21 protein-coding genes are annotated in these 21,893 nt (G+C 53.8%); 15 read left to right on the top strand and 6 right to left on the bottom strand.

Features of this window, described 5'->3' with window-relative positions:
• The first annotated feature begins 3 nt into the window (after positions 1–3).
• The 14 genes from P8Z34_00240 (at position 4) to P8Z34_00175 (ending at position 14,865) form a co-directional block, all read left to right on the top strand.
• Complete coding sequence (locus P8Z34_00240) at positions 4–2,754, top strand: LuxR C-terminal-related transcriptional regulator (GenBank protein MEJ2549093.1); 2,751 nt, start codon at positions 4–6, stop codon at positions 2,752–2,754.
• Positions 2,755–2,866: 112 nt separating this feature from the next.
• A complete protein-coding gene (locus P8Z34_00235) occupies positions 2,867–3,127 on the top strand; it encodes a hypothetical protein (GenBank protein ID MEJ2549092.1) in 261 nt (86 codons plus the stop codon).
• Between the two features lie 20 nt (positions 3,128–3,147).
• Positions 3,148–3,447 (top strand): hypothetical protein, encoded by a 300-nt coding sequence (locus tag P8Z34_00230; protein MEJ2549091.1) that lies wholly within the window; start codon positions 3,148–3,150, stop codon positions 3,445–3,447.
• 129 nt (positions 3,448–3,576) lie between these two features.
• The gene (locus P8Z34_00225; GenBank protein MEJ2549090.1) at positions 3,577–4,095 is read left to right on the top strand and encodes a hypothetical protein; all 519 of its coding nucleotides are present in this window, start codon (positions 3,577–3,579) and stop codon (positions 4,093–4,095) included.
• A 30-nt stretch (positions 4,096–4,125) separates the two neighbouring features.
• Positions 4,126–5,058 carry a hypothetical protein gene (locus tag P8Z34_00220; GenBank protein ID MEJ2549089.1) on the top strand — a complete coding sequence of 311 codons (933 nt, stop codon included), beginning with the start codon at positions 4,126–4,128 and terminating at the stop codon, positions 5,056–5,058.
• 10 nt (positions 5,059–5,068) lie between these two features.
• On the top strand, positions 5,069–6,286 hold the full coding sequence (locus tag P8Z34_00215; protein MEJ2549088.1) for an aminotransferase class V-fold PLP-dependent enzyme: 1,218 nt from the start codon (positions 5,069–5,071) through the stop codon (positions 6,284–6,286).
• A gap of 248 nt (positions 6,287–6,534) precedes the next feature.
• Positions 6,535–7,650 (top strand): YedE family putative selenium transporter, encoded by a 1,116-nt coding sequence (gene yedE / locus P8Z34_00210; protein ID MEJ2549087.1) that lies wholly within the window; start codon positions 6,535–6,537, stop codon positions 7,648–7,650.
• A gap of 187 nt (positions 7,651–7,837) precedes the next feature.
• Entirely contained in the window at positions 7,838–8,569 is a 732-nt protein-coding gene (locus P8Z34_00205) for a DUF4386 family protein (GenBank protein MEJ2549086.1), read from the top strand.
• 59 nt (positions 8,570–8,628) lie between these two features.
• On the top strand, positions 8,629–11,364 hold the full coding sequence (locus P8Z34_00200) for a LuxR C-terminal-related transcriptional regulator (protein MEJ2549085.1): 2,736 nt from the start codon (positions 8,629–8,631) through the stop codon (positions 11,362–11,364).
• 188 nt (positions 11,365–11,552) lie between these two features.
• Positions 11,553–11,780: a hypothetical protein gene (locus P8Z34_00195; GenBank protein ID MEJ2549084.1), complete on the top strand. Its 228-nt coding sequence runs from the start codon at positions 11,553–11,555 to the stop codon at positions 11,778–11,780.
• Positions 11,777–12,493: a DUF4386 family protein gene (locus P8Z34_00190; protein ID MEJ2549083.1), complete on the top strand. Its 717-nt coding sequence runs from the start codon at positions 11,777–11,779 to the stop codon at positions 12,491–12,493. Before P8Z34_00195 ends, P8Z34_00190 begins: the two co-directional genes overlap by 4 nt.
• A 47-nt stretch (positions 12,494–12,540) precedes the next feature.
• Positions 12,541–13,263: a DUF4386 family protein gene (locus tag P8Z34_00185; GenBank protein MEJ2549082.1), complete on the top strand. Its 723-nt coding sequence runs from the start codon at positions 12,541–12,543 to the stop codon at positions 13,261–13,263.
• A 118-nt stretch (positions 13,264–13,381) separates the two neighbouring features.
• Positions 13,382–13,693 carry a hypothetical protein gene (locus P8Z34_00180; protein MEJ2549081.1) on the top strand — a complete coding sequence of 104 codons (312 nt, stop codon included), beginning with the start codon at positions 13,382–13,384 and terminating at the stop codon, positions 13,691–13,693.
• A gap of 215 nt (positions 13,694–13,908) precedes the next feature.
• On the top strand, positions 13,909–14,865 hold the full coding sequence (locus P8Z34_00175; GenBank protein ID MEJ2549080.1) for a major facilitator superfamily domain-containing protein 6: 957 nt from the start codon (positions 13,909–13,911) through the stop codon (positions 14,863–14,865).
• A 273-nt stretch (positions 14,866–15,138) separates the two neighbouring features.
• Here P8Z34_00175 and P8Z34_00170 read toward each other — a convergent pair whose 3' ends face one another.
• The 4 genes from P8Z34_00170 to P8Z34_00155 form a co-directional block, all read right to left on the bottom strand.
• Positions 15,139–15,855, bottom strand: coding sequence for a hypothetical protein (locus tag P8Z34_00170; GenBank protein MEJ2549079.1), 717 nt, complete (start codon positions 15,853–15,855; stop codon positions 15,139–15,141).
• A 591-nt stretch (positions 15,856–16,446) separates the two neighbouring features.
• Positions 16,447–17,454, bottom strand: a complete 1,008-nt coding sequence (locus P8Z34_00165; protein MEJ2549078.1) for a medium chain dehydrogenase/reductase family protein — start codon at positions 17,452–17,454, stop codon at positions 16,447–16,449.
• Between the two features lie 55 nt (positions 17,455–17,509).
• Positions 17,510–18,172 (bottom strand): hypothetical protein, encoded by a 663-nt coding sequence (locus tag P8Z34_00160; protein ID MEJ2549077.1) that lies wholly within the window; start codon positions 18,170–18,172, stop codon positions 17,510–17,512.
• Between the two features lie 14 nt (positions 18,173–18,186).
• Positions 18,187–18,951 (bottom strand): hypothetical protein, encoded by a 765-nt coding sequence (locus P8Z34_00155; protein ID MEJ2549076.1) that lies wholly within the window; start codon positions 18,949–18,951, stop codon positions 18,187–18,189.
• A 194-nt stretch (positions 18,952–19,145) separates the two neighbouring features.
• On the opposite strand from P8Z34_00155, the gene P8Z34_00150 reads away from it, so the two are divergent.
• Positions 19,146–20,189: an AraC family transcriptional regulator gene (locus P8Z34_00150; protein ID MEJ2549075.1), complete on the top strand. Its 1,044-nt coding sequence runs from the start codon at positions 19,146–19,148 to the stop codon at positions 20,187–20,189.
• Between the two features lie 87 nt (positions 20,190–20,276).
• Here P8Z34_00150 and P8Z34_00145 read toward each other — a convergent pair whose 3' ends face one another.
• Together P8Z34_00145 and P8Z34_00140 are read right to left on the bottom strand one after the other, a co-directional pair.
• Positions 20,277–20,726 carry a hypothetical protein gene (locus P8Z34_00145; protein MEJ2549074.1) on the bottom strand — a complete coding sequence of 150 codons (450 nt, stop codon included), beginning with the start codon at positions 20,724–20,726 and terminating at the stop codon, positions 20,277–20,279.
• Positions 20,727–20,857: 131 nt separating this feature from the next.
• The gene (locus P8Z34_00140) at positions 20,858–21,601 is read right to left on the bottom strand and encodes a type II CAAX endopeptidase family protein (GenBank protein MEJ2549073.1); all 744 of its coding nucleotides are present in this window, start codon (positions 21,599–21,601) and stop codon (positions 20,858–20,860) included.
• Between the last annotated feature and the right edge of the window lie 292 nt (positions 21,602–21,893).

Below are 21,893 nucleotides of genomic sequence, written 5' to 3'. Positions count from 1 at the left end.
ATTATGTCGAACCCGTTATTGTCAACAAAGCTGTACATTCCTCCTACTCGCCCCGACCTCGTTCCGCGCAAGCGTTTGATCGAGCAGTTGAACGCAGGGCTGGCGGGGCGAATTACACTAATTTCCGCGCCCGCCGGTTTTGGAAAAACGTCAATTTTGAGTGCTTGGCTGCAAGAGCACAGCAATTCCGCCGCGTGGCTTTCGTTGGACTCGGAAGATAACGATCATAGCAGGTTCTGGCAGTATTTAATTGCAGCCATTCAAGCACTACATCCATCGGTCGGGGAAGGGGTAAAAGCTTCGCTGCAGATGTCTCAACCACCACCCATGGATACCTTATTGACCATATTCATTAATGATCTTTCTGCCATCCCCTCGCCTCTCATTCTGGTGTTGGATGATTACCATCTCATACGCGAGGAATCAATCCATCATAATTTGGATTACTTCATCGATCATCTGCCAGCGCGAATCCACCTCGTAATTGCCACGCGGGAAAATCCCCCTCTGGCACTATCCCGGTGGCGAGCACGCGCAGAACTCACGGAGATCCGAGTCGCCGATCTAAGGTTTACAAAAGAAGAGACCAGCGAATTCCTCAATACGATATCCAATCTGGATCTAAATGACGACGATGTCGCTGCGTTGGAGAAACGCACGGAAGGGTGGGCCGTCGGTCTACATCTGGCTGCGCTTTCCCTACAAGCATTGGATGCGAGAGGGAAGCAGGAATTCATTGACGCGTTTGCAGGCGATGACCGTTATGTGATGGACTATCTGGTCGAAGAGATCCTTCAATATCAACCGCCACACATTCAGGATTTTCTTTATCAAACGTCGATACTTGAAAGGATGTGCGGTCCACTCTGTGATGCGCTCACCGATCGAGATGACAGCCAAAAGATACTGGACAAGTTGGAACGAATCAATTTGTTCACCATTCCACTGGACAATCGTCGATTCTGGTTCCGATACCACCATCTTTTTGCCGATTTACTCTATCACCGCCTGAGTCTATCGACAAACGAGGCAGATATTCGTTCGATCCGCATTCGAGCCAGCCGGTGGTTCGAGCGCGAGGGGCTGATCAATGAAGCGATTAAATATGCATTGGCGACGCAGGATTTCAATTACACAGCAGAAATTATCAATCGGCATGTACTAAGCACTTTCTACCGCAGCGAAACTGTTCTGGTGTACAAGTGGCTGAAATCGCTGCCGGAAGAGGTATTACATTCCCACGCATTACTGAGTGCCGTCTTCGCCAGCTGTATTCTGTTGGAGCACCTTAACACCCTTGACACACCCGAATCTGCAGGATTGGTAAAAAAGTGGCTGAAAATCGCTGAAACATCGTTGGAGGCGGAAGCCACGTCGCAGAAACCACGGACAGCATCCTTTCCTGTCGCCAGACACTACATCGATAAAGTGCGGGCTTACTTACTTCAGTTGCGTTTAGAAGACCCTCAAAAAGTGATCGACTTCACCCTTGAATCGATTGCGCGTCTTCCAGAAGACGAAACCCTCTTTCGCAGCGCGCTGGCATACAACCTGGGGAATGGATATTCACGCCTCGGAGACCTTGATTCCGCCAGAAAGTCTTTCGAAGAAGCCTGGCACACCGGGATCGCCGGCAATGATTTGTTCAACGCTTCGGCTGGGATTAACGCACTTGCAGATATTGCCCGCGCACAAGGACAGCTGCAACAAGCCGTAGAGATTTGCCGGACCGGGTTGCAGACGATCAAAGACAAAGTGGACGATCGGTTAATTCCGTACACGGGCACGATCGAAATCGTCTTAGGTGAGGCATTGCTCGAGCAAGGACAACTCGAAGATGCAGTCCGAAATATCCAGAATGGGCTGGCCAAACTCGAATTGACATCCGCACCCAGCCATCAGAGTCGGGGGTTGATCGTACTTGCATCCATCCAACAAATTCGGGGGCAAATCGAAGAAGCTCTAGAATCATTGGCAAAGGCTGAGCAACTTCGGCCTCAAGATAAAGTGCACGCCAGCACGCAACGTGTAAAATTATGGTTGCGGCAGGCACCAACCGAACCGCACTATTTCGATCTGGCACTACATTGGGCAGAAGATCACCGCGAACTCCTGGACGCGGATTGTGAGGAGATTGACCTCGAAACCCTTACGCTGGCCAGGGTCATTCTCGCCCAGCACCAACGGAATCTGTCGCAGCCCTTCGCCAGCCTGAAACAATTGCAAGCCATATTGATGAGTCACGATGCAATCGCTGAGCAACACAACGATCTTCCTTCGCAAATCGAAATCCAGATCATCCAGGCACTCACCCAACAAGCACGGGGAAACCAACAACGAGCTATCGAGGTGCTGGAACAAGCTCTGGTGATGGCCGCGCCACAAAAGTTTTCATTTATTTTCATCGGTGAAGGTGAGCCGGTGCTTGAGCTGCTGCGTCAAGCCAAACCGAGTAGCAATTACCCCGAGTTTATCGATCGGTTGTGTTCGATCTCCGAAAAGTGGAGATTGGGCGAGAATGCGCAGCAGAAACAGAAATCGGCCCAGGATCAACTGATCGAACCTTTGAGACCGCGGGAACTGGAAATTCTGAAATTGATCGCAACGGGAATCTCAAACCCGGAAATCTCGGAAAAACTCTATATCTCTGTGAACACCGTTAAAACGCACATCACCCACATTTTTCGCAAGCTTGACGTCTCACGACGCACACAAGCCGTCGCTCGCGCACGCGAGTTGGGAATTCTCGAATAGTCGACGAATTTGGTACCTGCAATCACCCACTTGGGTGACGACAACCATCCCGGTTGCTTGATAGAGTAAGTCCATTCAAGCAACCGGTTTTTGTACTCCCAAGAGGCCGAGGATGCAAAACAAACCGAAAAAATGCACGGATTCTCTGACGACGTATGAAATTGAAGTCCAGGGACGGCTGGATCATAAATGGTCTTCCTGGTTTGAGGACATGCAGATCAGCGTCGAGGAACGTGAGGGGAAGATCGTGACCACTTTATACGGCGACATCCCCGATCAAGCTGCGCTTCACGGAATTTTATCCCGCATCCGGGATCTGGGTTTGAATTTACTTCTGGTGAGACGCAAGGACGTAGCCCCGCTTACGGAATGACAAAAAAAGGAGAACAAAGGATGAAGAAATTTTACACACTACTTTTTATAGCTTCCTCATTTCTATCAGCTTGCGCGTTGAAAAGCGGATCGCCGACCACCGAAGTTCCAGCGGCCGTTCCAACGAAAACTTCAACGCCAGAACCAGTCGAACCGTGGGAGATCGTGCTTGAGTTGGATCGCGTTGAACAAAACGTAAGAATGGCGGCGTTCTATGATGACAAACTGGGATTTACCGGTGGTGCCGATTCAACAGGTAAACTTCACATCACCAATGATGGTGGTCAGACCTGGGTGGCCTCCGACACGAGTTCGGGTTGACTGTTCGGTCTGGACATCGTTGATGTCAACACGATCTGGCAATGCAACGCCTCGGTGATTCGCCTGACTGAAGACAGTGGCCTTACCTGGGAAGGCGATGCTGACGGCGCCGGAATACCATTCTGTCGAGTGAGTGCGGTCGACGCGAATACAGTCTGGTATCTCTCGCCAAAGCAAACACCGAACTCACAACTGAGTACCGACGCGGGTGAAACCTGGACGGAATTCCCACTACCAGAGGATATGTATGTCTACAATATCGTCACCATCTCACTCAGAACGAGCACGGATGGATATCTCTTGTACAAGGGCGGAGATTTGTACCTCACCGCCAATGGTGGGCAGAGTTGGAACAAGATCTCATTGCCTCTTGGTAAATACGGTGAAATGAAACTTGAGGCGAATGATTCCACAACTTTTGGCGCCATTCGTTTCATGGACGCCGACAACGGAATCGTGATCGTCAACATCTTCGGAGGCGGAGACAGCAAAGTCATAGCGCTGACGACTTCAGATGGTGGTCAGGCCTGGCAGGAAGAAATCGTGCCTGCCACTCTCGGCTCCACGTATCTGACGAGAGACGGGAAATATCTGACGATCCTGTCAGTCTCGGGGAAGATCGCTGTGCTTCGCCACAATACCGAATGACGTCGGAAAGAAGGTGAGCACGTAAAAGCCATGATGAAGCATATCCTGTGTCGCGCCTTCCTGATCGGCTTTTCGATCGTTGCGATGAACAGTTGTTCCACGTTCGATGGCCCATCAGACATTACCGACCCAACGATGGATCAGGAATACGTACTTCTATCGGATTCCTGGGAGTTTCTGCGTAAAGACGCCATCGACCACGCGATACGAGTCGCGGCGTACTTGAATTCCGATATTGGCATAACTGGTGGTCCATCGGATGAAGGAAAAGCACACGTCACATTGGACGGCGGCCAATCCTGGATCATGTCCGACAGCAGTGTTGAATGTCTCTTCGGACTCGATGTAGTAAGTCCTCTTGTGGATTGGCAGTGCAGTCTGGGCCCCGTAGCCCGAAGCGTCGATGGCGGACAGACCTGGGAATCCGTCAACGATTTCGGCAACTATTGCAAGTTCCTAAGTTTCCTCGATGCCAGCACAGGTTGGATAGCGTCGACGGACAACCTGGGAATTACAATCGATGGCGGTGGCAACTGGCAATCGGTGAGCTTGCCGGAAGATATGTCCGAGATAATGGCAATTTCGCTGCAAGCACCGAATGAAGGCGCTGTTCTCGATACCACTGGACGATTGTTCGTCACTGTGGATGGTGGTGAAACCTGGCAAGAACGAATTTTGCCAATCGGAGATGCACAGATATCCGAGGTCGAAACCGCATCGGCAGGGCTGCGTTTTCTGGACAACCAGCATGGCCTGGTACTGCTGCATGTTACTGGAAATTCACAAAGCAAAGTCGTCGAGTTTCAAACTACCGACGGTGGCATGAATTGGGTTTTGGTAGACGTAGCCGAGACGCCCATGTTCGTATCGTTATATCTCTCGCATGATGCATCTTATCTGACCATTACCAACATGATGAAACCCGAGATTGTGTTATTGAAACGGAAAGACGGGTTCAAGTAGGCGGAAGCATATGCATATCAATGAGCAGCTCATCTATCTGGACAATGCGGCAACGTCATGGCCCAAGCCAATCTCAGTGGGCGCTGCCATGGCGCATTTCTTGACGGAGACGGGAGCAAACCCCGGCCGTTCCGGGCATCGCATGGCTGTGGATGCGGCTCGCATTGTATATGAAACACGTGAGAGTGTCGCAAGATTATTCAACGCTCCCGATCCACTGGGTGTCATTTTCGGATCCAACGTCACTGAAGCTCTCAATTTGGCAATCTACGGATACCTGCGACCGGGCGATCACGTAGTTACGACCAGTATGGAACACAATTCTATGATGCGTCCTTTGCGGGCGATGGAACAAAACGGACTCGAGTTGACCGTCGTTAAGTGTTCTGCGGAAGGTTATCTTCCCCTTGTAGATGTTGCCGCAGCGATACGACCCAACACCATCATGTTGGCGGTTAATCATGCCTCCAATGTCGTCGGCACGATATTGCCCGTTGCGGAAATTGGCGAAATCGCTCGCCAATACGGCCTGCTCTTGCTGGTGGATACCGCTCAATCCGCAGGCGCATTTCCCATCGACATGCAGGCAGATCAAATCGACCTGCTGGCGTTTACGGGGCATAAATCACTCTACGGGCCTATGGGAACGGGTGGCTTAATCGTTGGCCCGCGCGTGGACCTAAAGCGCTTCGTGCCGCTCAAACGAGGGGGAACCGGCAGCCGCTCCGAATTGGAAGAACATCCTGACTTTTTGCCCGATCTAGGTGAAAGTGGTACACCCAACGGCGTAGGCATAGCGGGATTGAATGCCGGCATTCACTGGATTTTGCAAAAAGGTCTGGATTCGATCCGTTCGCACGAGACGAAGTTAACCCAGCGATTACTGGACGGCCTGCTCGATATCCCCGGCGTTACGGTTTACGGGAGCTTGAATGCGGCATTCCAAACGCCAACAATCTCCTTCAATATTGACGATCAAGCGCCTTCTGAAATTGGATTGCGTCTGGACGAAGAGTTCGGCATCCTCTGCCGCGTGGGTTTACACTGCGCGCCTGCAGCACATAAAACGCTGGGCACCTTCCCGACCGGCACCGTTCGTTTCAGCCTGGGAGCTATGAACACCCGCGAAGATGTCCGTGCCGCGATTTCAGCCGTCCGACAGCTGAGTCATAAAAATAAAATGCTCCATTTCAGTAGAAAACACAACGCTACAAAGGAACAACTGTGAGCAAGACTCACACAGTAATATTGGTCTATTCGACCAGTTACGCAATAAAGATCGAGAAAATTCTGCAAAGAGCCGGGATCAGCTCCCAATTAATTCCCGTGCCTCGCCGCCTGAGTTCAGATTGCGGAGTCTGCGTACGCATCTCACGACCCGATCGAAAACGATCTGAGGCCTTAGTTCAATCCGCCCAAATCGAAACCGAGGGTTTTTACGATATATAACGATGCCTAATAAAAAAGGCCCGATCGATGCGAAATAAAATATCCACTTTCTTTGCCTCTCGACCCGGAATCGTCTTTGCCGGGGCTACTATCGGTGGTTTGGCCGCGCTTTTAGTCTACGCCGGCAATCCTCCCAACATGGGGATTTGCATCGCAGGTTTTTTACGCGACATCGGCGGTGCGCTGGGTTTTCACCGCGAAGGGGCAGTACAGTACATCCGTCCCGAGATCATGGGTATCGTGTTGGGTGCTTTTCTTACCGCCAGACTCTTTTCTGAGCATCGCAACCGGGCAACCACACTTTCGCTCATACCATTGATTCTGGGCACATTCGCGGCCATCGGCGCATTGGTCTTTCAAGGCTGTCCGTTGAGAACCCTGCTCCGTTTGGCGGGCGGGGATTTGAATGCGCTCGTGGGAATAGCCGGTTTCGGTCTTGGAGTCATAATTGGCGTGCAGCTGCTCAAGGCTGGATACACACCGGGCCGCACCAGGCAACTGCCTGCCTATTTCAGCTGGCTCGTTCCAATCACCATGGTCGGCATGCTGCTATTGTTGATCTTCCGGCCGCGCTTCGCCGAGGATGGTCCTATTTTCTCCAGTTACGTGGGTACAGGCTCGATGCACGCCGCCATCTGGTTCTCCCTGGGCGTGGGATTGTTGATCGGTTTTTTAGGCCAACGCACACGTTTTTGCATCATGGGATCGCTTCGGGACGTTGCACTCATGCGAAACACACATCTCCTCAGCGGGGCACTCAGTCTACTCGTCGCGGCCACGGTGACGAATATTTTCCTGGGCCAGATTCACGTTGGTTTCTCCAATCAACCCGTTGTTCAAAACCAACATCTCTGGAACTTCTTAGGCATGGTCCTGGTTGGAATTGCGTCTGCGCTGGCGGGAGGCTGCCCGACACGGCAGCTCATCCTCACGGGGGAAGGAAATGGAGACGCAGCCTACTTTATCCTGGGTATGTTCGGAGGAGGGATCATCGCCCATAACTTTGGGCTCGTGTCACCCTGCGTCTCGGGACCCATGGAAGTCACGATCGGACCCTCCGGGATGATTGCGGTCGCCGCCGGTATCGTGGTATGCGTGTGGATCGGGCTGCGTACGCGTGTCGATAGAGATGCCTCCCGCTAAGCCGATGGTAATCGTGATCTCTGTAACTCTATAGGCTACTGATTCGATTCCTACATTCCCCAATGCTCAAATTATCAGCGTAAACACCCCTGGCTGCTCTTGATAAGTTCAAACTTCTACACCATACTTATACGTACATTACTTATCAGTACTGTAGTTCAATCAAACCAAAATGGAGAATCAAAACGTGCCACAAAAAAACCCTGAAAACAACATTTTCACAGAAAAACAATGGAAACCACTCTACCGGGCCGGTGCGATTGCCCCGCTGATTGCGCTGGCCACATACGTGATCGAGATCATCGGCGTAATTCTGGCCGGTGATCCTTACCCGACAAGTTCGCTGCAATGGTTCACTTTGTTCGCGGACAATAAGCTGATCGGTTTGCTGGCGCTGAACGTGTTCGACGTGGTTTCCATCGCCCTGCTCGGTGTCATGTTCCTGGCGCTCTACATGGCGCTGAGGCGAGGGAACGAGTCGATCGGGTTGATTGCCGCGTTCTTCGCCCTACTGGGCATCACCGTATTCGTCGCCTCGCGCGCCGATATGGGATCCACGATGCTCAAACTCAGCGAGGAATACGCGGCAGCAACGTCACAAATACAAAAGGACCAGTTACTGGCAGTAGGACAGGCGCTGGCGGCTCCCGTACGGGCCACGATCGACACGATGGGGTACTTCTTTATCGCCGCCGCCAGCATGCTCATATCAGTCGTCATCCTGCGCAGCGGGATTTTCAATAAGGCAACAGCTTATGTGGGCATACTCGGATTTGTGATCACCCTCGTTTCCCGTCTCAGCCTCGTCTTTGAGACATCGCTGCCGGAGATGCTCCTGCCTGTCGGTGGACTGATCTGGTTGATCTGGTGGGTCTTGGTCAGCCGCGGTCTTTTCCGGCTGGCACGGGAGAGTCGCTAAACGCAAGCGCCTTGAGACAGGAATCAAAGGCCCAGGAAAATGAAAACAAAGCGCGTGTTATGTCTGATCTGTTGACGACGAAATTGAAGCGCCCCGCACTGCCCAAGAAACGGGTTCAACGCGCATCCTTGATGGCTCACCTGGATAACGGGCTGGAGTCCGGCCATCAGGTTATTCTCGTTTCCGCACCGGCAGGATTTGGTAAGACAGTCTGTGTCAGTGAGTGGGTCGATTCACTGGATCGTTGGCCTACGGCCTGGCTTTCCCTCGATGCGGCGGACGACGATCCCGGCCGCTTCTTCACGTACCTGATCGCTGCGCTGCAAGAAATCGACGCCGACATCGGGGGCGAGATCGAGGGCGTGCTGCGTGCAGGTCAGCTGCCGCCCGTCGAAATCTTCAGCACGACCCTGATCGGTGACATCCTCCGCGTCGAGAATCGGTTTCTGCTGGTGCTGGACGATTTCCAGGTGATCCAGGATGCATACATCCTGCATGTTTTGGAAGATTTGATTTCGAACCTTCCTCCGGCGTTTCACTTGGTTTTGATCACCCGGGAAGATCCATCCTTGCCGCTGGCCCGGCTGCGCGCAAACGACAAACTTAGCGAGATTCGCGCCGGCGATCTGCGCTTTTCGGAGAAGGAAGCGGATCAGTTCCTCAACCAATCAATGGAACTTTCCCTCTCAACAAGCGACATCCGCAAGCTGGTCGATCGTACCGAAGGATGGATTGCCGGCTTGCATCTCGCCGGTTTGTCGATCCGTGACAGAGAGAACCCATCTGAATTCATCGCTAATCTTAGCGGAAGTCAGCGCTTTATCTTGAGTTACCTGACCGAGGAAGTGCTCAGCCGGCAACCACCAGAAATCCAGCGCTTTTTGGTAGAGACGTCGGTTCTGGAACGTCTGACCGGGGATTTGTGTGATGCGGTCACAGGACGCAAGGACAGCCGCGCGTTACTGGAAGACCTGTTCAGCGCCAATCTGTTCCTGATCCCGCTGGATGACCGGCGGCACTGGTACCGCTACCACGCCCTGTTTGCCGATCTGCTGCACGATCGTCTGCAGGACTTCGATCAGGAATCCGTAGCCGGGCTTCATCAACGCGCCAGTCGATGGTACGCCCGGATGGACATGCCGAGCGAGGCCATCGAACACGCACTGGCTGCCAGCGATTATGCTGTTGCGGTACGCCTGATCGAAAATCACGCCATGGACATGCTCATGAAATGGCACATCAAAACGGTGGACGGCTGGCTGCAGGCGATTCCCCAAGCCTGGTGCGCACAAAGCGCGGAAGCCAACCTGGCTTTCGCCTGGATGTACATTCAACGCGGTGCGTATTCCCTGGCAGCGCCGTACCTGAGTCGATTAAACGAACTGCAGTCCGAAGGTAATTTTGGGGACGATGATCCCATTCTCCAGGCAAAGTGGCTCGCGCTGCAGATCATGCTGCTCAATGCACAGGGAAAGCCGGCTGAGAGTCTGCAATTGGCAAACCGGGCGCTGGCGCTCGTGCTCCAGGACGACGGACGCGTGCGCAGTATGATCGATTTGGGACTGGCCGGTGCCTACCAACAGCTCGACGATTACGACAATGCCCTGAAAGCCTTCCAGCGAATCATCCAATACGGCGAAACGGTGGGCAATTCGGTTTACGAACTTCTGGGCATTTCCGGGCTAGCCCTGATGGCCATCCAGCACGGCCAACTGCATTTCACCTTCGAGATCGTCTCTCGTGGAATCGAACGCATGGATCGTTCGGGGTCACTGCCCCCCATCAGCACCGCCGTGTACGGTGAACTCGGTGTGGTGCATTACCAATGGCACCAATTGGAAAAAGCGTTCGAATATTTCCAACGCGCCATCCGCGTGAGCGAGCTGAGCGGCTACAGCGATGCCAAGGTCTATTACGGTGTCGTGCTGTCCCGCCTGCATCAACTTGAAGGCGACCTGGAAGCCGCCGATCAACAGATCCAAAGCGTCTCGGGGTTGATGCGCGCGGAAGCGCCGACGGTGGTGCGGGAGGAAGCGTTGGCTCAGGAGATTCGCATCCACCTGGCCCGCAATCGCCTCGCCAATGCGGAAGCCATCCTGGCGCCCCTGGGCTTTTCTTTTCAGGACGGATTCAGCTATCCCGAGCAGGAACCCGCCCGGATCGTCACGCCGCCCACAGGGGCGCTTTACACCAGTGCATTTCGTATCCTGCTCTACCGGGCGAGGACCAAGCAGGAAATGGCAAACTTGAAGACCGGAATCGCGTTGGCGGACCGCATCGTCGAAGAATCGATGCGGCGTCGATACTTGCTTCTCGGATTGGAGCTGCTTCTGCTGCGCAGCCAGATGCACGCAGCTGCCGGCGATATTGAAAAAAGCACCGCCGATACGAGTCGGGCCCTGGAGTTAGCCGAGCCGGAAGATTTTATCAGCATCTTCATCGATGAGGGAACGCCGCTCATGGAGATGTTGAGGACCCTGCTGGCACGGGGCGAAACAGGAAACGCCAGCGCGGCGTACGTCGAACGTATCGTGGCCGCCTTCCCGGAGAGTCGAGGCGTTGAAGCTGCGGACAAACCCACAGCCGCACAATCCGTGTTGGTCGACCCGCTGAGCGAGCGTGAAATGGAAGTTCTGGCGTTGATCGGCGAAGGTCTATCCAACCAGGAAATCGCCGAACGCCTGGCGATCACGTTGCACACGGTGAAAAAACATACCAGCAACATCTACGGAAAACTGGGGGTAAACAGCCGCACGCAGGCGCTCGCCCGGGCGCGCCAGTTGGGTCTGTTCTGATAAAACGCTCCATATTTCGCAATCCCTGGCCCACCGATTACACTTTCGAGTAACCCGCTTTCCCCATGCATTGAAAAATAAATACAACTTTCATCCGCTGACTTTATGAATGCGCGCCTCTAGAATGAAGACGCAGGATCGATGAGGTGGACGAAGACAAGGTGTCTGGTCTCGCAGGAGGATCGCTCATGAAAGACATGCAGACGTATACCATCCTGCTTCGCGGCCGGATCGATCCGGAAGAGATCGGCCCCGCGAGTCCGCTGCAGATGAAAACCGGATGCCTGGAAGGGCCTAACACAAAATTCGAAGTTCGCACCGATCAATCCGGCGTCATCGGATTGCTGCGTTTCCTGCACGGGCGCGGATTCGTGATCCTGTCCTTGAACCACAAACACGATAAGGAGAAATCATGACCAAAACAAATCAAGAAAACCGTATCTCACAATGGAAATCACTCTACAAGATCGCGGGGATTTCCGTTCTGCTGATGATCTCGATCGTCCCGATACAGATCGCAATCTTCAGCATAGTCCCACCACCGAGCACAGCGCTGGGTTGGTTCGAGTTGTTTCAAGACAATGCGCTGCTGGGTCTGTTGTCCTTCGAAGTGCTTTTTATCGTCTACGGCGCTCTCGCCATACCTCTCTCGCTCGCCCTGTACGCCGCCCTGCGGCGCACCGATCCTGCTTTGATGGCCTTGTATCTCGCGCTGACCATTGCGGGGTCTGCGGCGCTTTTCTCGGCCAGGCCCGCCCTCGAAATGCTGCACCTTAGCCATCAATTCGCGGCGGCCACCACTGAAGCGCAGCGCGTCATGTATCTATCGGCAGGAGAAGGGCTCCTGGCGATATTTCACGGAACCAGTTACATGGTCAGTTACCTGCTGGGGTCGATCACGGGCCTGATCCTCTCCATCGTCATGCTGCGCAGCCAGATCTTCAGCCGGGCAACGGCGTACGTGCGCATCGTCTCCAGCGTCTTCGACCTCGGCTTGTTTCTGCCCGTCGTGGGCATGTACGTTTCGGCCTTCTCGGCCGTGCTGCTGTTCGTGTGGAACATCATGATCGCACGCAGGATCTTCCAACTGGGGAAAAGCACACCGGCAGGACCGTCACTGCCCGCATGAAATAAATCGATTCGCGATCACCTGAAAATAGAAAAGGATAATCACCCATGAAAACCACAAGTGCCGGTTCCACAGATTCCCACTGGAAGGATCTTTATAAAGTCGGCGGAGCCACCACCATCATCCTGGAACTCCTGATCGTCCTGGGAGGCATCGCCTTCGTCACCTGGCCCTACACTCCCGGATCAACTCCGGTGCGCGAAATCTATACGACGCTCCAAAATGACCGCCTGGGAGGATTGATGTCGCTCGATTTCTTGCTCTTCCTCAGCAACATCATCGGCGTCCTGCTCTTTCTGGCCCTGTACGCTTCGTTGAAACAAGTCAACGAATCCTACGCCTTGATCGCTTTGGTTATGGGGCTGCTGGCGGCCGTATTCATCGTTCCCGCCAGACCCATGGCGGAGCTCATCACGCTGAGTGACGGTTATGCAGCAGCGGCGACCGAAGCAGCGAAAAGCCAGTACCTGGCCGCCGGGGAGGCCTTGCTGGCGCAGTTCGACGGCACGGCCTATCTCGCCAACACCTTCCTGGGCGGAGCGTCGCTGCTCATCAGTTCGCTGTTGATGCTGCACGGCAAGATATTCAGCAAAGCGACGGCCTACGTCGGCATCCTCACCAATCTGGCCGTATGCCTCTTCTTCGTGCCCATCGTCGGGACGTACTTCTTGTTCCTATGTCTCCCCGGGTATGTAATCTGGTACGTTCAACTCGGGCGTACGTTTTTCCGACTCGGACGCGGCGCTCCGCTTCTGCTGCAGAACGACTGATGGATAAACAAATGTCCGAATCGGTGTACTGAAAGGTGGATTCACATTTACAATGATGTAAGGAAAAGGTCAGCCTGCGCACTCTTGAAAAGATCCTATCATCAAGGAGGAGGGAAAGATGAATAAACATCTCTTGGTAATACTGGCGGTCGTGATCCTGCTGGCGCTTGCCGCTTGCGCGCCCGGGCCGAACGTGATGGAAGACGAACCAAATCCGGAGGGAGAGGTGGCCGGATTTTGGCAGGGCTTGTGGCAGGGTATCATCGCCCCGGTGACCTTCGTGATTTCACTCTTCAACGAAAAAGTGAACATGTACGAAGTGTACAACAATGGCGGTTGGTACAACTTGGGCTTTGCCATCGGTGCGATGATCATCACGGGCGGCGGCAGCCGTGGGGCTGGCAGGGTATCTTCCCGCAGACGCGAATAAACTCCTCGCGTTAAAGCGCACGTAGCACGATCAGACAGACGGTTTGATTGTGACACTCGTGCAGACCGACATAAACGCATCATACGTCTATATCCCACGCGTTGATGTATGATGTTGGCCCCGGATCAATCGAGGTGCGGCCAATCCAAAGCCGCACCTCCGTATTTTGAATAACTCGTGAGTTATTCGAACTCCACTCGAACGTCTGAAAGAAGATGAAGAAAATCTGGCCGTTTGGCTTTAATTTCATACTCTTTGCGTCCACGGCGTTTGTATCGCCGTTCATCGTACTTTATTACCAGAGACTGGGATTCAGCGGTGCACAAATCGGCATACTGACGGGCATCACGCCACTGGTTACGTTTTTTGTCGCTCCACTGTGGTCCGCACTCGCCGATGCGACGCGCCGGCACCACTTGATCATGAGTCTGGCAATCCTGCTGGGGATCGCGATGCTGGTCGTATATCCACTGGCAACGACATTCGCGCCGATTCTGATTATCGCCATTCTGCTCAACACGTTCTTCGCCCCGATCTCGCCTTTCGTGGACAGTGCTACGATCTACATGCTGGGCGACCAAAAAGAACTCTACGGTCGAGTTCGTGTCGGCGGTTCGATTGGCTATGGATTGGCCGCAGCTCTGTCAGGAACAGTCGTCGAAAGTTATGGATTGAAGTTCGCCTTCTGGGGCTTCGCCGGCTTGTTCTTCTTGAATTTTTTCATCAGCCGGAAATTAATGTATGGACCAATAGAGGACAACGTTCCCGTTGGGGAAAGAGACCGTGTGCTGCTTACCAATCCACACTGGGTTCTGTTTTTGATTGTGGCCTTTGCAGGAGGATTGTCGCTCGCCGCGCTGAATAACTTCTTCTTTCCCTACATGAGTGAACTGGGTGCGTCTGAATCTACCATGGGACTTGCCCTGACGGTGGGCACGATCTCGGAAATTCCGATCGTGTTCTTCAGCAATCGACTCGTCAATCGACTCGGATCGTATCGGCTGTTGATTTTGTCGATGGTACTGACCTCCTTGCGCATGTTCCTCTTCGCGGTATCCACATCTCCATCTTTCACCTTGATTGTCCAGCTTCTGAATGGGATTACCTTTCCCACGATGTGGGTGGCAGGAGTGTCCTACGCCAACGAAAATGCGCCGGCGGTCGCAACTTGAATTTCTTCTTTGGTGCGGCCATCCTCGTTACCGTGACATGCGTCGAAGTGGCACACCGGCAACTGGCTGCGAGGTTGTCGGCCACTTGATATAGATTCTCCGCAGACTGTTCTCACACATGGTCTCGAAGGTCGAGATTTTTCAGACGATCGCTGCGGCACTCAGGCGCAGATGAATGGAAATCAAACCGCAACTGAAGTGATATTCAGTTGCGGTTGAGAGAATGCCGTATCGACCTTCTGGCATACTATTCGTACACGGTTGTTATCAGCGTTATTCAAAACACTCGGGGAAAAGATCCCTGAATATTTCGAGTAGTTGGTTATACACCTCGAGCTGCTTCCCGTAGGCGTTCACCTCCCACCGGGAGGCAATTTTAGCTTCTGCTGGGCTTTCCTCGTTACAATACGTGAAGGTATCCATATCCTGTGCGGCAGAGTCGTCTTGATGTGTCTGCTCGTGGGTGTTGAAGCCTTCGTCCAACCACCCACATAACGGGGGCTTTATCTTTGTGCCATTACAGAAATAATTGACGTGGACTTTTTTCTCTACACAAGGGTCATAATGCCCAGCGGATTCCGGAGCCTCAACACTCTCGATGGTTCCGGCGTCGACCTCGTTCTGAAAGTATTCGTCCATCGCATCTTGAACACGCTGATCGAGATCCTTTGCACTCGTTGCTTCACCTGCAAGCTCTTCATAGAGTTCCATACGTTTTTTGGTAGCTTCGGCATACTTTTGCAGTAATTTTATCTCCTCGCACGGCGCCTTGGTGACAACCTCGATATCCCATTTCTTCACATACTCGAAACCCAATGGGCTGGGTCCATTTTCCGATGCGAGATATGATGTATCCGACGTTGGAAACGTCACGTCCGTAAGTGTGGGCGGGTAGAAAGTGACGTTAGGGAAGGTTTTCTGGACCGTCGGACAATCGAGCACTCCCCCGATACCGGCATCCGGATCGGGGATATCCGAGATTTCGAGCACGTAGTTTTCCCCCTCGCATCCCGCCGCCAATTCGATCAGCGCCTGGCTTTGTCCGGTGAGATTACATTTGTCAGCATCCGTTTGGTAATACCCATCGTTGGTATATACAATCCTGCATTTTCCCGGCTGATCTTCCGATTCTCTCAATCCAAAATAACAACTCACCCCCGGCAATGTGTTGCCATCCACTTGAATCTGATCCTCCGCTCCTTCGGGACTGAAAGTAAATACGTGGTCTGCAGAAATGCGGAATCCCACCGCAGGGCAGGACTCATCCTCATCGTCGGATTGCTCATCTCCCGCCTCATCATCGCCCTGCGTGTTGTAAGAAAAGGTAGTCGGTGTAGCCAATTCGAGTAGACTGTCTTCCTTACTGCCGAGATCTGATTGTGGGGAATTGCAGGCAACTAACGCAAGAGTCCCCATAAGGATACAAAGGAAAGATTTAACAACCACTCGGGTTACCATTGCTTTACTCCCTCAATCATAAAATCTGGACATGGAAATCAGTTGCTATCTAATAAAGAATCTCATATCCGAATCATGTGAATGGCTATCTTATGATACCAGTGAATTAGACACTTAATGAAATCATGTTTTCAATAGCAATTCCGGCGCCACGAGAACGATGTTCCCCACGACCTGTCCGCTTTCCAACAGCGCATTCGCCTGCGCTGCTTCCAGCAGCGGATACGTCTTCATGATGATCGGATCGATCTTGCCTTCTTCCAACAGCTTAAAGAGCACTGCCCAATCTTCCAGGAATGGGCGCCTGTTGAGACGAGAGCTGCCTGTTCCATAGTACTTGACACGCTTTCCATTCGGCAGCAGCGTGTAAAGAGCGGCCCAGGCCAGATAGCGGAACGTGCGCGAAAGACTGATCGGGTTGGCAAAGCCGACGAAAACGCCGCCGCGCCGCAACAGTGAAAACCCTCGCCGGATGTAGTCGCCGCCGATGCCATCGAAAACCGCATCGAGACCTTCGGGCACCTCCTTGCGGATCACCTCGACGAAATCCTGCGTACGGTAATCGATCGGAACCGCGCCGTATTCAACGAGAATTTGATGCTTGCCTTTCGAAGCAAGGCCGTACATCTCGAGCCCGGCGAGTTCACCAAGTTGCAAGAACGCCGTCCCGATCCCGCCGCTGGCACCGATGATGAGCGCCTTGTCGCCGGCACTTATGTTCGCGCTGCGGTGCATGGTCTGGTAGGCGACGATGTAGTTCAAGATGAGCGGAGCGGCTTTCACCGGATCGATCGCGGCCGGTACGGGAATCAAAACAGCTTCAGAGAGATACACGTACTCGCTGTAGCCGCCGTATGCCGTCAAGGCCGCAACACGCTCCCCGATTCCGGCAGCGGTGACCCCTTCACCCGTCGCGTCCACGTCACCGACGATGGCATAGCCGGGTACGAAGGGCAGCTTCGGAGGAAACGGCGTACGTCCATAGCGCGCTTCGACGTCCGGCAAACTCACGGGCGCAGCGAGCACCTTGACGCGCACCTCACCGGCCGCCGGCGAGCGCAGATCGTTCTCGACGACCTGCAGGACCTCGGGTCCGCCTCGTTTCGGTACGCTGATGTGTCTGTATTTCATAGCTACCCCACTTTACGGGTTTTCGATAAAAACTGCGACCCCAGTCTACCAAACATCAACGAGTTCTACTGTCGTGGGCAAATGCGCCGATCAAGCACAGCGGGCCGAGTCCGAAAAAGGTGACGTTTCCCTTCGTACTCAGAATCTCGAGCGTGGCGTCTGCATCGAAAATCCATACCAATGGGATCCCAAAAATGGCGACGATCATCGCCAGGAGACACAGGAACACAAACAGTATGAACACCCATTTCCACAACCGCGCCAGGGCGTCCAACGCCCGTGAAGACGGATGAGACCGCCACCACGATAACGGTCTGCCGATTTGGGTTGCTGCGATAACCGGGATCACTGCCAGCACGAGCGGGGCAAACCCACCTCCGACCAGAAACAGCCCGACGCTGAGCAGCGCCAGGATCCATGCGCCTCTTTTCCGCTCGATAAATCCGGCCGACCAGATCATGATGATCAACCCCAGGCTCATCGCCAGTACCCCAGTGAGCAGAAAATTGGGAACGAGTGTGTACGCGGGCTCCGTACCGTACGCCCAAAAGCGCTGCGCCGGGCCGATGGCTTCGATCACGCCACGGCTCATCGAAAAGTTGCCCTGCAGCGTCTCCAGCAAACCGTGTTCGAAACCCGTCAAACCCGCGAGAACGCCCGTCACGGAGGCGACGGTTTCTAAGGCGCTGGAACGATCGACATCCTTTGAATTCGTCATCCTGCGCTCCCTCTCTACCTTTGTACGCGGCCCAGCCGTATCAGTCCCAGGCCGGTGAGGACGTACCACACCAGCGAAAGCATTCCACCGCCGATGCTGGTGATCAACGCCAGGGCTTCGCCGATCCCGGACGAGGCGCCATACGTGTATCCCGAGAACAAGAAACTCGGCACGAGCAGCGCAAAGGCGATGATTCCGATCCATGCCGCCGGTACGTTCAGCTTTCGACCGCGAAGCATGAGAATCGAGAATATCAAACCGGCCGACCAAATCAGGGCCAACCCGGCGACCCCGCCCGTTCCATGGGTGACGCTGAGCAGCGCCTGGCCGGCTCCGAGAGCCGCAGTTCGCTGCGCCTCGCTCGCCGCAGCAGCATACTCGCCGCTGAGTGAAAGCATCGAGAAGGACACGTTCGTGGCCAGATACACAGCCATGCCAACAAAAGCAAATGGGACGGCGATCGTCGACCACACGTCGTCCACATCCTTCAACGCGGCATGCAGCGCGAAGGACACCAATCCGAAAAGGATCACGATGGGAACGTCGGCGAGACCCAGGTAGAACAGCCCAACGAGACGATAGGTTTGCAGCAAATCGAACCACTCCAGAACGGTGCTCGGCGCCGGTTCCTGGCGCATGGCAGGTACGTAAACGGCGGCCGCGGCCAGGTACATCAGGGCAATGGCGAGGCAGGCGGCGCCCCCCAGGATGTACAACCTTTTGTGCGAGAGGGAGGCGGAATCCGATGCCCCCAGCGAATCGATATTTTCATTGCCCATGAGATTCTCCTGTATATGAACCAACCTAGAAAGAGCAAGCCCGTCTGTTCGTCATGCGGCCACTGTAGGAATTGTAGTACCTGGAGAAGCGCCCAACAATGACCATTCCTGCACGATTCGTGGCCTCTTGCGCAAGGCAAGACCCGTTTCGTGCAAATTGACAGCGTTTTCATTCATGGTATCGTAGGAACGAGATGAAGAGAAAGAACAGACCCCCGATTGCCGTTTCTGTATCGGTGCTCTCGCAGCTGCTCCGCTATTTAAAACATCTCGACGCGGACATCGACGGGATCTTTCAGTCCGCAGGAGTAGATCCCAGCTTTCTACATGATCCGGATAGCCACATCCCGGTTGAAACCTATATCGCCATCCAGGAAGAGGCCGCAAGCACCACCCAGGATCCCTGTTTTGGATTGCACATGGGGGAGTTTGCCGAACCCGGCAGTTGGTCGATTCTCGGGTACATGATGATGAACTGCCAAACACTCAGCGAAGCCGCAGAAAAATCGGCGCGGTACTCGAAGATCGTGGGAAATCTGATCCAAATGAAGGCACAGCTCGGCTGGGGAAAGGTAAAGGTGATCCTTTCGACACCGAAATACGCACCCGCTCTCTCGCGGCACTGTTACGAATCCACACTCTCAAGTACTGTGCGCATGGGCAGGAGCCTTACGGGCAAGCAGATCGATCCCCTGGAGGTTTGCTTCGACTACTCACAACCCGCATCGATCAGCGAATACGAAAGGATTTTCCGCTCCCCGGTTCTGTTTGGTCAGAGGCAGACTTCCATCACATTCGATACCCGTGTAGGAAACACACCCCTGCTGCAGCCCAATCGAAACCTGCTGGAGCAGTTCGAAAACTACGCGCGGGAATATCTCGCGGAAATCGAAGGGATCGATAAAACGACCCGAGCCGTGACCAAACACATCCTCGCCCGGTTGGACAGCAAGGATCTCAAGTTGGGCAGCATCGCCGACGAAATGTCGATGAGCGTACGCACGCTGCAGAATCACTTGAAAAGCGAAGGGGTTGTCTTTCGAGAACTTCTCGAAGACACGCGCGTGCGGTTGGCGAAAAAGTACTTGTGTGAGAATTACACGGTCGAAGATATCACCTATCTGCTCGGTTTCTCCGAACCCAGTGTGTTCAGAAAGGCCTTCAAGAAATGGTCGGGAAGCACACCCCGTGAGTATCGAGAGACGGCCTTAATGAGAGACGCTCGCGGAATGAATTGATCCGACACTCAGAAAATTACAGGACGGCAGCCGGGAACCTGGCCGCCGTCGTTTCGATCCGTTCCAATGTTGTGCTGCCCGCGCCTTTCACTGTCCGGGCGGCTCCTGGCAAGCCATCTCGGTCGTCATCCACATGAGGTCCTCAACGACGACCGTCGCCTTCCGGGCAACGTCATCGATGCTGGCAGCGGTCGTATTGCAGTTATCGCTGCTCAGTCCGGCGATTTGAAGCCGGTAGCGTTCCCCCACCAAAATATTACCCGGAGTAAGCTCTACACGATCGCCAATTTCATCCCGCGATAGCGCAAACTCGATCGGTGTGACCGGTTCATAGACCACACCCGTAGGACAGTGAACCTCTTCCGTTTCCGTCTCAGCATTGTAGGAGATCGAACAACTGGCATTTCGCTGCGCGATTTCCAATTGCGCTGCGTTCCAGAAAACAAAGCGCACTGGACGCTGCACAGAAAACATGCCTGCATCGACGGTGATCGTGAAGGACACCGCGGTATCCGAGGCTGTGTCAGGAGATATCACACTACATCCTGCTGACAGGACGAGGAATACGAGAGCAAATTTCATCGCTGCAGTCCGAGACATATCCGTTTACTCCTCTCTATCTTCAAACGCCTATCGCTATTATTTTGTTCCCCTCTGTGGAAGCCGGTCTAGAGCAGCACCCAGAAAATCGTCACGTTCGTGACCAGATTGAACGCGGCGTGGGCCGCAACGGCAGGCCATATCGAACCACCCTGCGTACGGCATTGCGTCAGAAACCAGCTCAATCCCATCATCATCATAAACCACAACGCCCCCGAGACCCAGGTGAACGGCAAGCCTGTAGACGCCTGGCGGATACCATGATGCAAAAGATGTACGCTGCTGAAAGCAGCCGCATTAACCACTGTCGCCGCTCTTCCTCCCAGCCGCTTCTCAACGGCGGCATGGATCATTCCGCGGAAAAAGAACTCCTCCCCGACGGGGCTAAAAACGATTGCGGGGACCGTGTACAGCAGAAATAGCTGTACACGTGGAAGTTGCTTTGACGCAGCATCGATGTCAAACGAATCTCGAAGGCTGATATACCAATTATCGGCTCCAAGGCCATACAATTCATAGCCGATGAAAAAGATAATCAGCGACGCCAGCGCGGCAAAAAACATCCCCCGATAAAGCCAGCGGAAATCTTGTATGCGATTCAAACCCACAGCCCTGCGTCCGGATCTGGAGTAGAAGACGAACGGAAAGCACCACATCAACAGGAAATTCAGCATGACGAGCATGCGTGTCTCAGTTGGCCCGAACAAGCCCCAACAGCGGATGCCGGCCAGGATCAAGAACAAGACGAGATTCAAAAACCAGGCGCGCCGAAAGATGCGCGCCCATATCGGACGCAGGAGCGTCGTGTCCATTCAGGGCACCTCCTTCTTCTGTAGATACGCTGATTGACGGAATAAGTTGCAGCTTGTTTCGGGTCCAACCCGGGACGGAACTCGCGCTTGACTTAAATTGATGTCCACAGCCAACCGCATCGCCAAGGGGAGATTTCCAAAAGGGACCATAAAATCACTTCGCAGAACAGTAGAGAAACTGCAAGGTCGCGGTAAAGAACTGTGCCATATGATTGATCTAGTTGAAGGACTACGAGCGGAAGCGGTTCTTTGCTCGTGTCTCGTGTGCTGTGATCTGCAAGCAAAACATATG

The sequence above is a fragment of the Anaerolineales bacterium genome (assembly GCA_037382465.1).
Classification (GTDB): Bacteria; Chloroflexota; Anaerolineae; order Anaerolineales; family E44-bin32; genus WVZH01.
Note: the sequence above shows the minus strand (reverse complement) of the source record. Positions and strands in the feature narration are given on the sequence as shown.

What these genes read in the sequence shown, in the direction of transcription:
- P8Z34_00220 (MEJ2549089.1), top strand. Translation starts at nt 4,126, where the DNA reads ATGATGAAGCATATCCTGTGTCGCGCCTTCCTGATCGGCTTTTCGATC.
- P8Z34_00155 (MEJ2549076.1), bottom strand. Translation starts at nt 18,951, where the DNA reads ATGGGCAATGAAAATATCGATTCGCTGGGGGCATCGGATTCCGCCTCC.
- P8Z34_00150 (MEJ2549075.1), top strand. Translation starts at nt 19,146, where the DNA reads ATGAAGAGAAAGAACAGACCCCCGATTGCCGTTTCTGTATCGGTGCTC.
- P8Z34_00215 (MEJ2549088.1), top strand. Translation starts at nt 5,069, where the DNA reads ATGCATATCAATGAGCAGCTCATCTATCTGGACAATGCGGCAACGTCA.
- P8Z34_00160 (MEJ2549077.1), bottom strand. Translation starts at nt 18,172, where the DNA reads ATGACGAATTCAAAGGATGTCGATCGTTCCAGCGCCTTAGAAACCGTC.
- P8Z34_00190 (MEJ2549083.1), top strand. Translation starts at nt 11,777, where the DNA reads ATGACCAAAACAAATCAAGAAAACCGTATCTCACAATGGAAATCACTC.
- P8Z34_00180 (MEJ2549081.1), top strand. Translation starts at nt 13,382, where the DNA reads ATGAATAAACATCTCTTGGTAATACTGGCGGTCGTGATCCTGCTGGCG.
- P8Z34_00140 (MEJ2549073.1), bottom strand. Translation starts at nt 21,601, where the DNA reads ATGGACACGACGCTCCTGCGTCCGATATGGGCGCGCATCTTTCGGCGC.
- P8Z34_00230 (MEJ2549091.1), top strand. Translation starts at nt 3,148, where the DNA reads ATGAAGAAATTTTACACACTACTTTTTATAGCTTCCTCATTTCTATCA.
- P8Z34_00175 (MEJ2549080.1), top strand. Translation starts at nt 13,909, where the DNA reads ATGAAGAAAATCTGGCCGTTTGGCTTTAATTTCATACTCTTTGCGTCC.
- P8Z34_00200 (MEJ2549085.1), top strand. Translation starts at nt 8,629, where the DNA reads ATGTCTGATCTGTTGACGACGAAATTGAAGCGCCCCGCACTGCCCAAG.
- P8Z34_00185 (MEJ2549082.1), top strand. Translation starts at nt 12,541, where the DNA reads ATGAAAACCACAAGTGCCGGTTCCACAGATTCCCACTGGAAGGATCTT.
- P8Z34_00240 (MEJ2549093.1), top strand. Translation starts at nt 4, where the DNA reads ATGTCGAACCCGTTATTGTCAACAAAGCTGTACATTCCTCCTACTCGC.
- P8Z34_00235 (MEJ2549092.1), top strand. Translation starts at nt 2,867, where the DNA reads ATGCAAAACAAACCGAAAAAATGCACGGATTCTCTGACGACGTATGAA.
- yedE (MEJ2549087.1), top strand. Translation starts at nt 6,535, where the DNA reads ATGCGAAATAAAATATCCACTTTCTTTGCCTCTCGACCCGGAATCGTC.
- P8Z34_00195 (MEJ2549084.1), top strand. Translation starts at nt 11,553, where the DNA reads ATGAAAGACATGCAGACGTATACCATCCTGCTTCGCGGCCGGATCGAT.
- P8Z34_00165 (MEJ2549078.1), bottom strand. Translation starts at nt 17,454, where the DNA reads ATGAAATACAGACACATCAGCGTACCGAAACGAGGCGGACCCGAGGTC.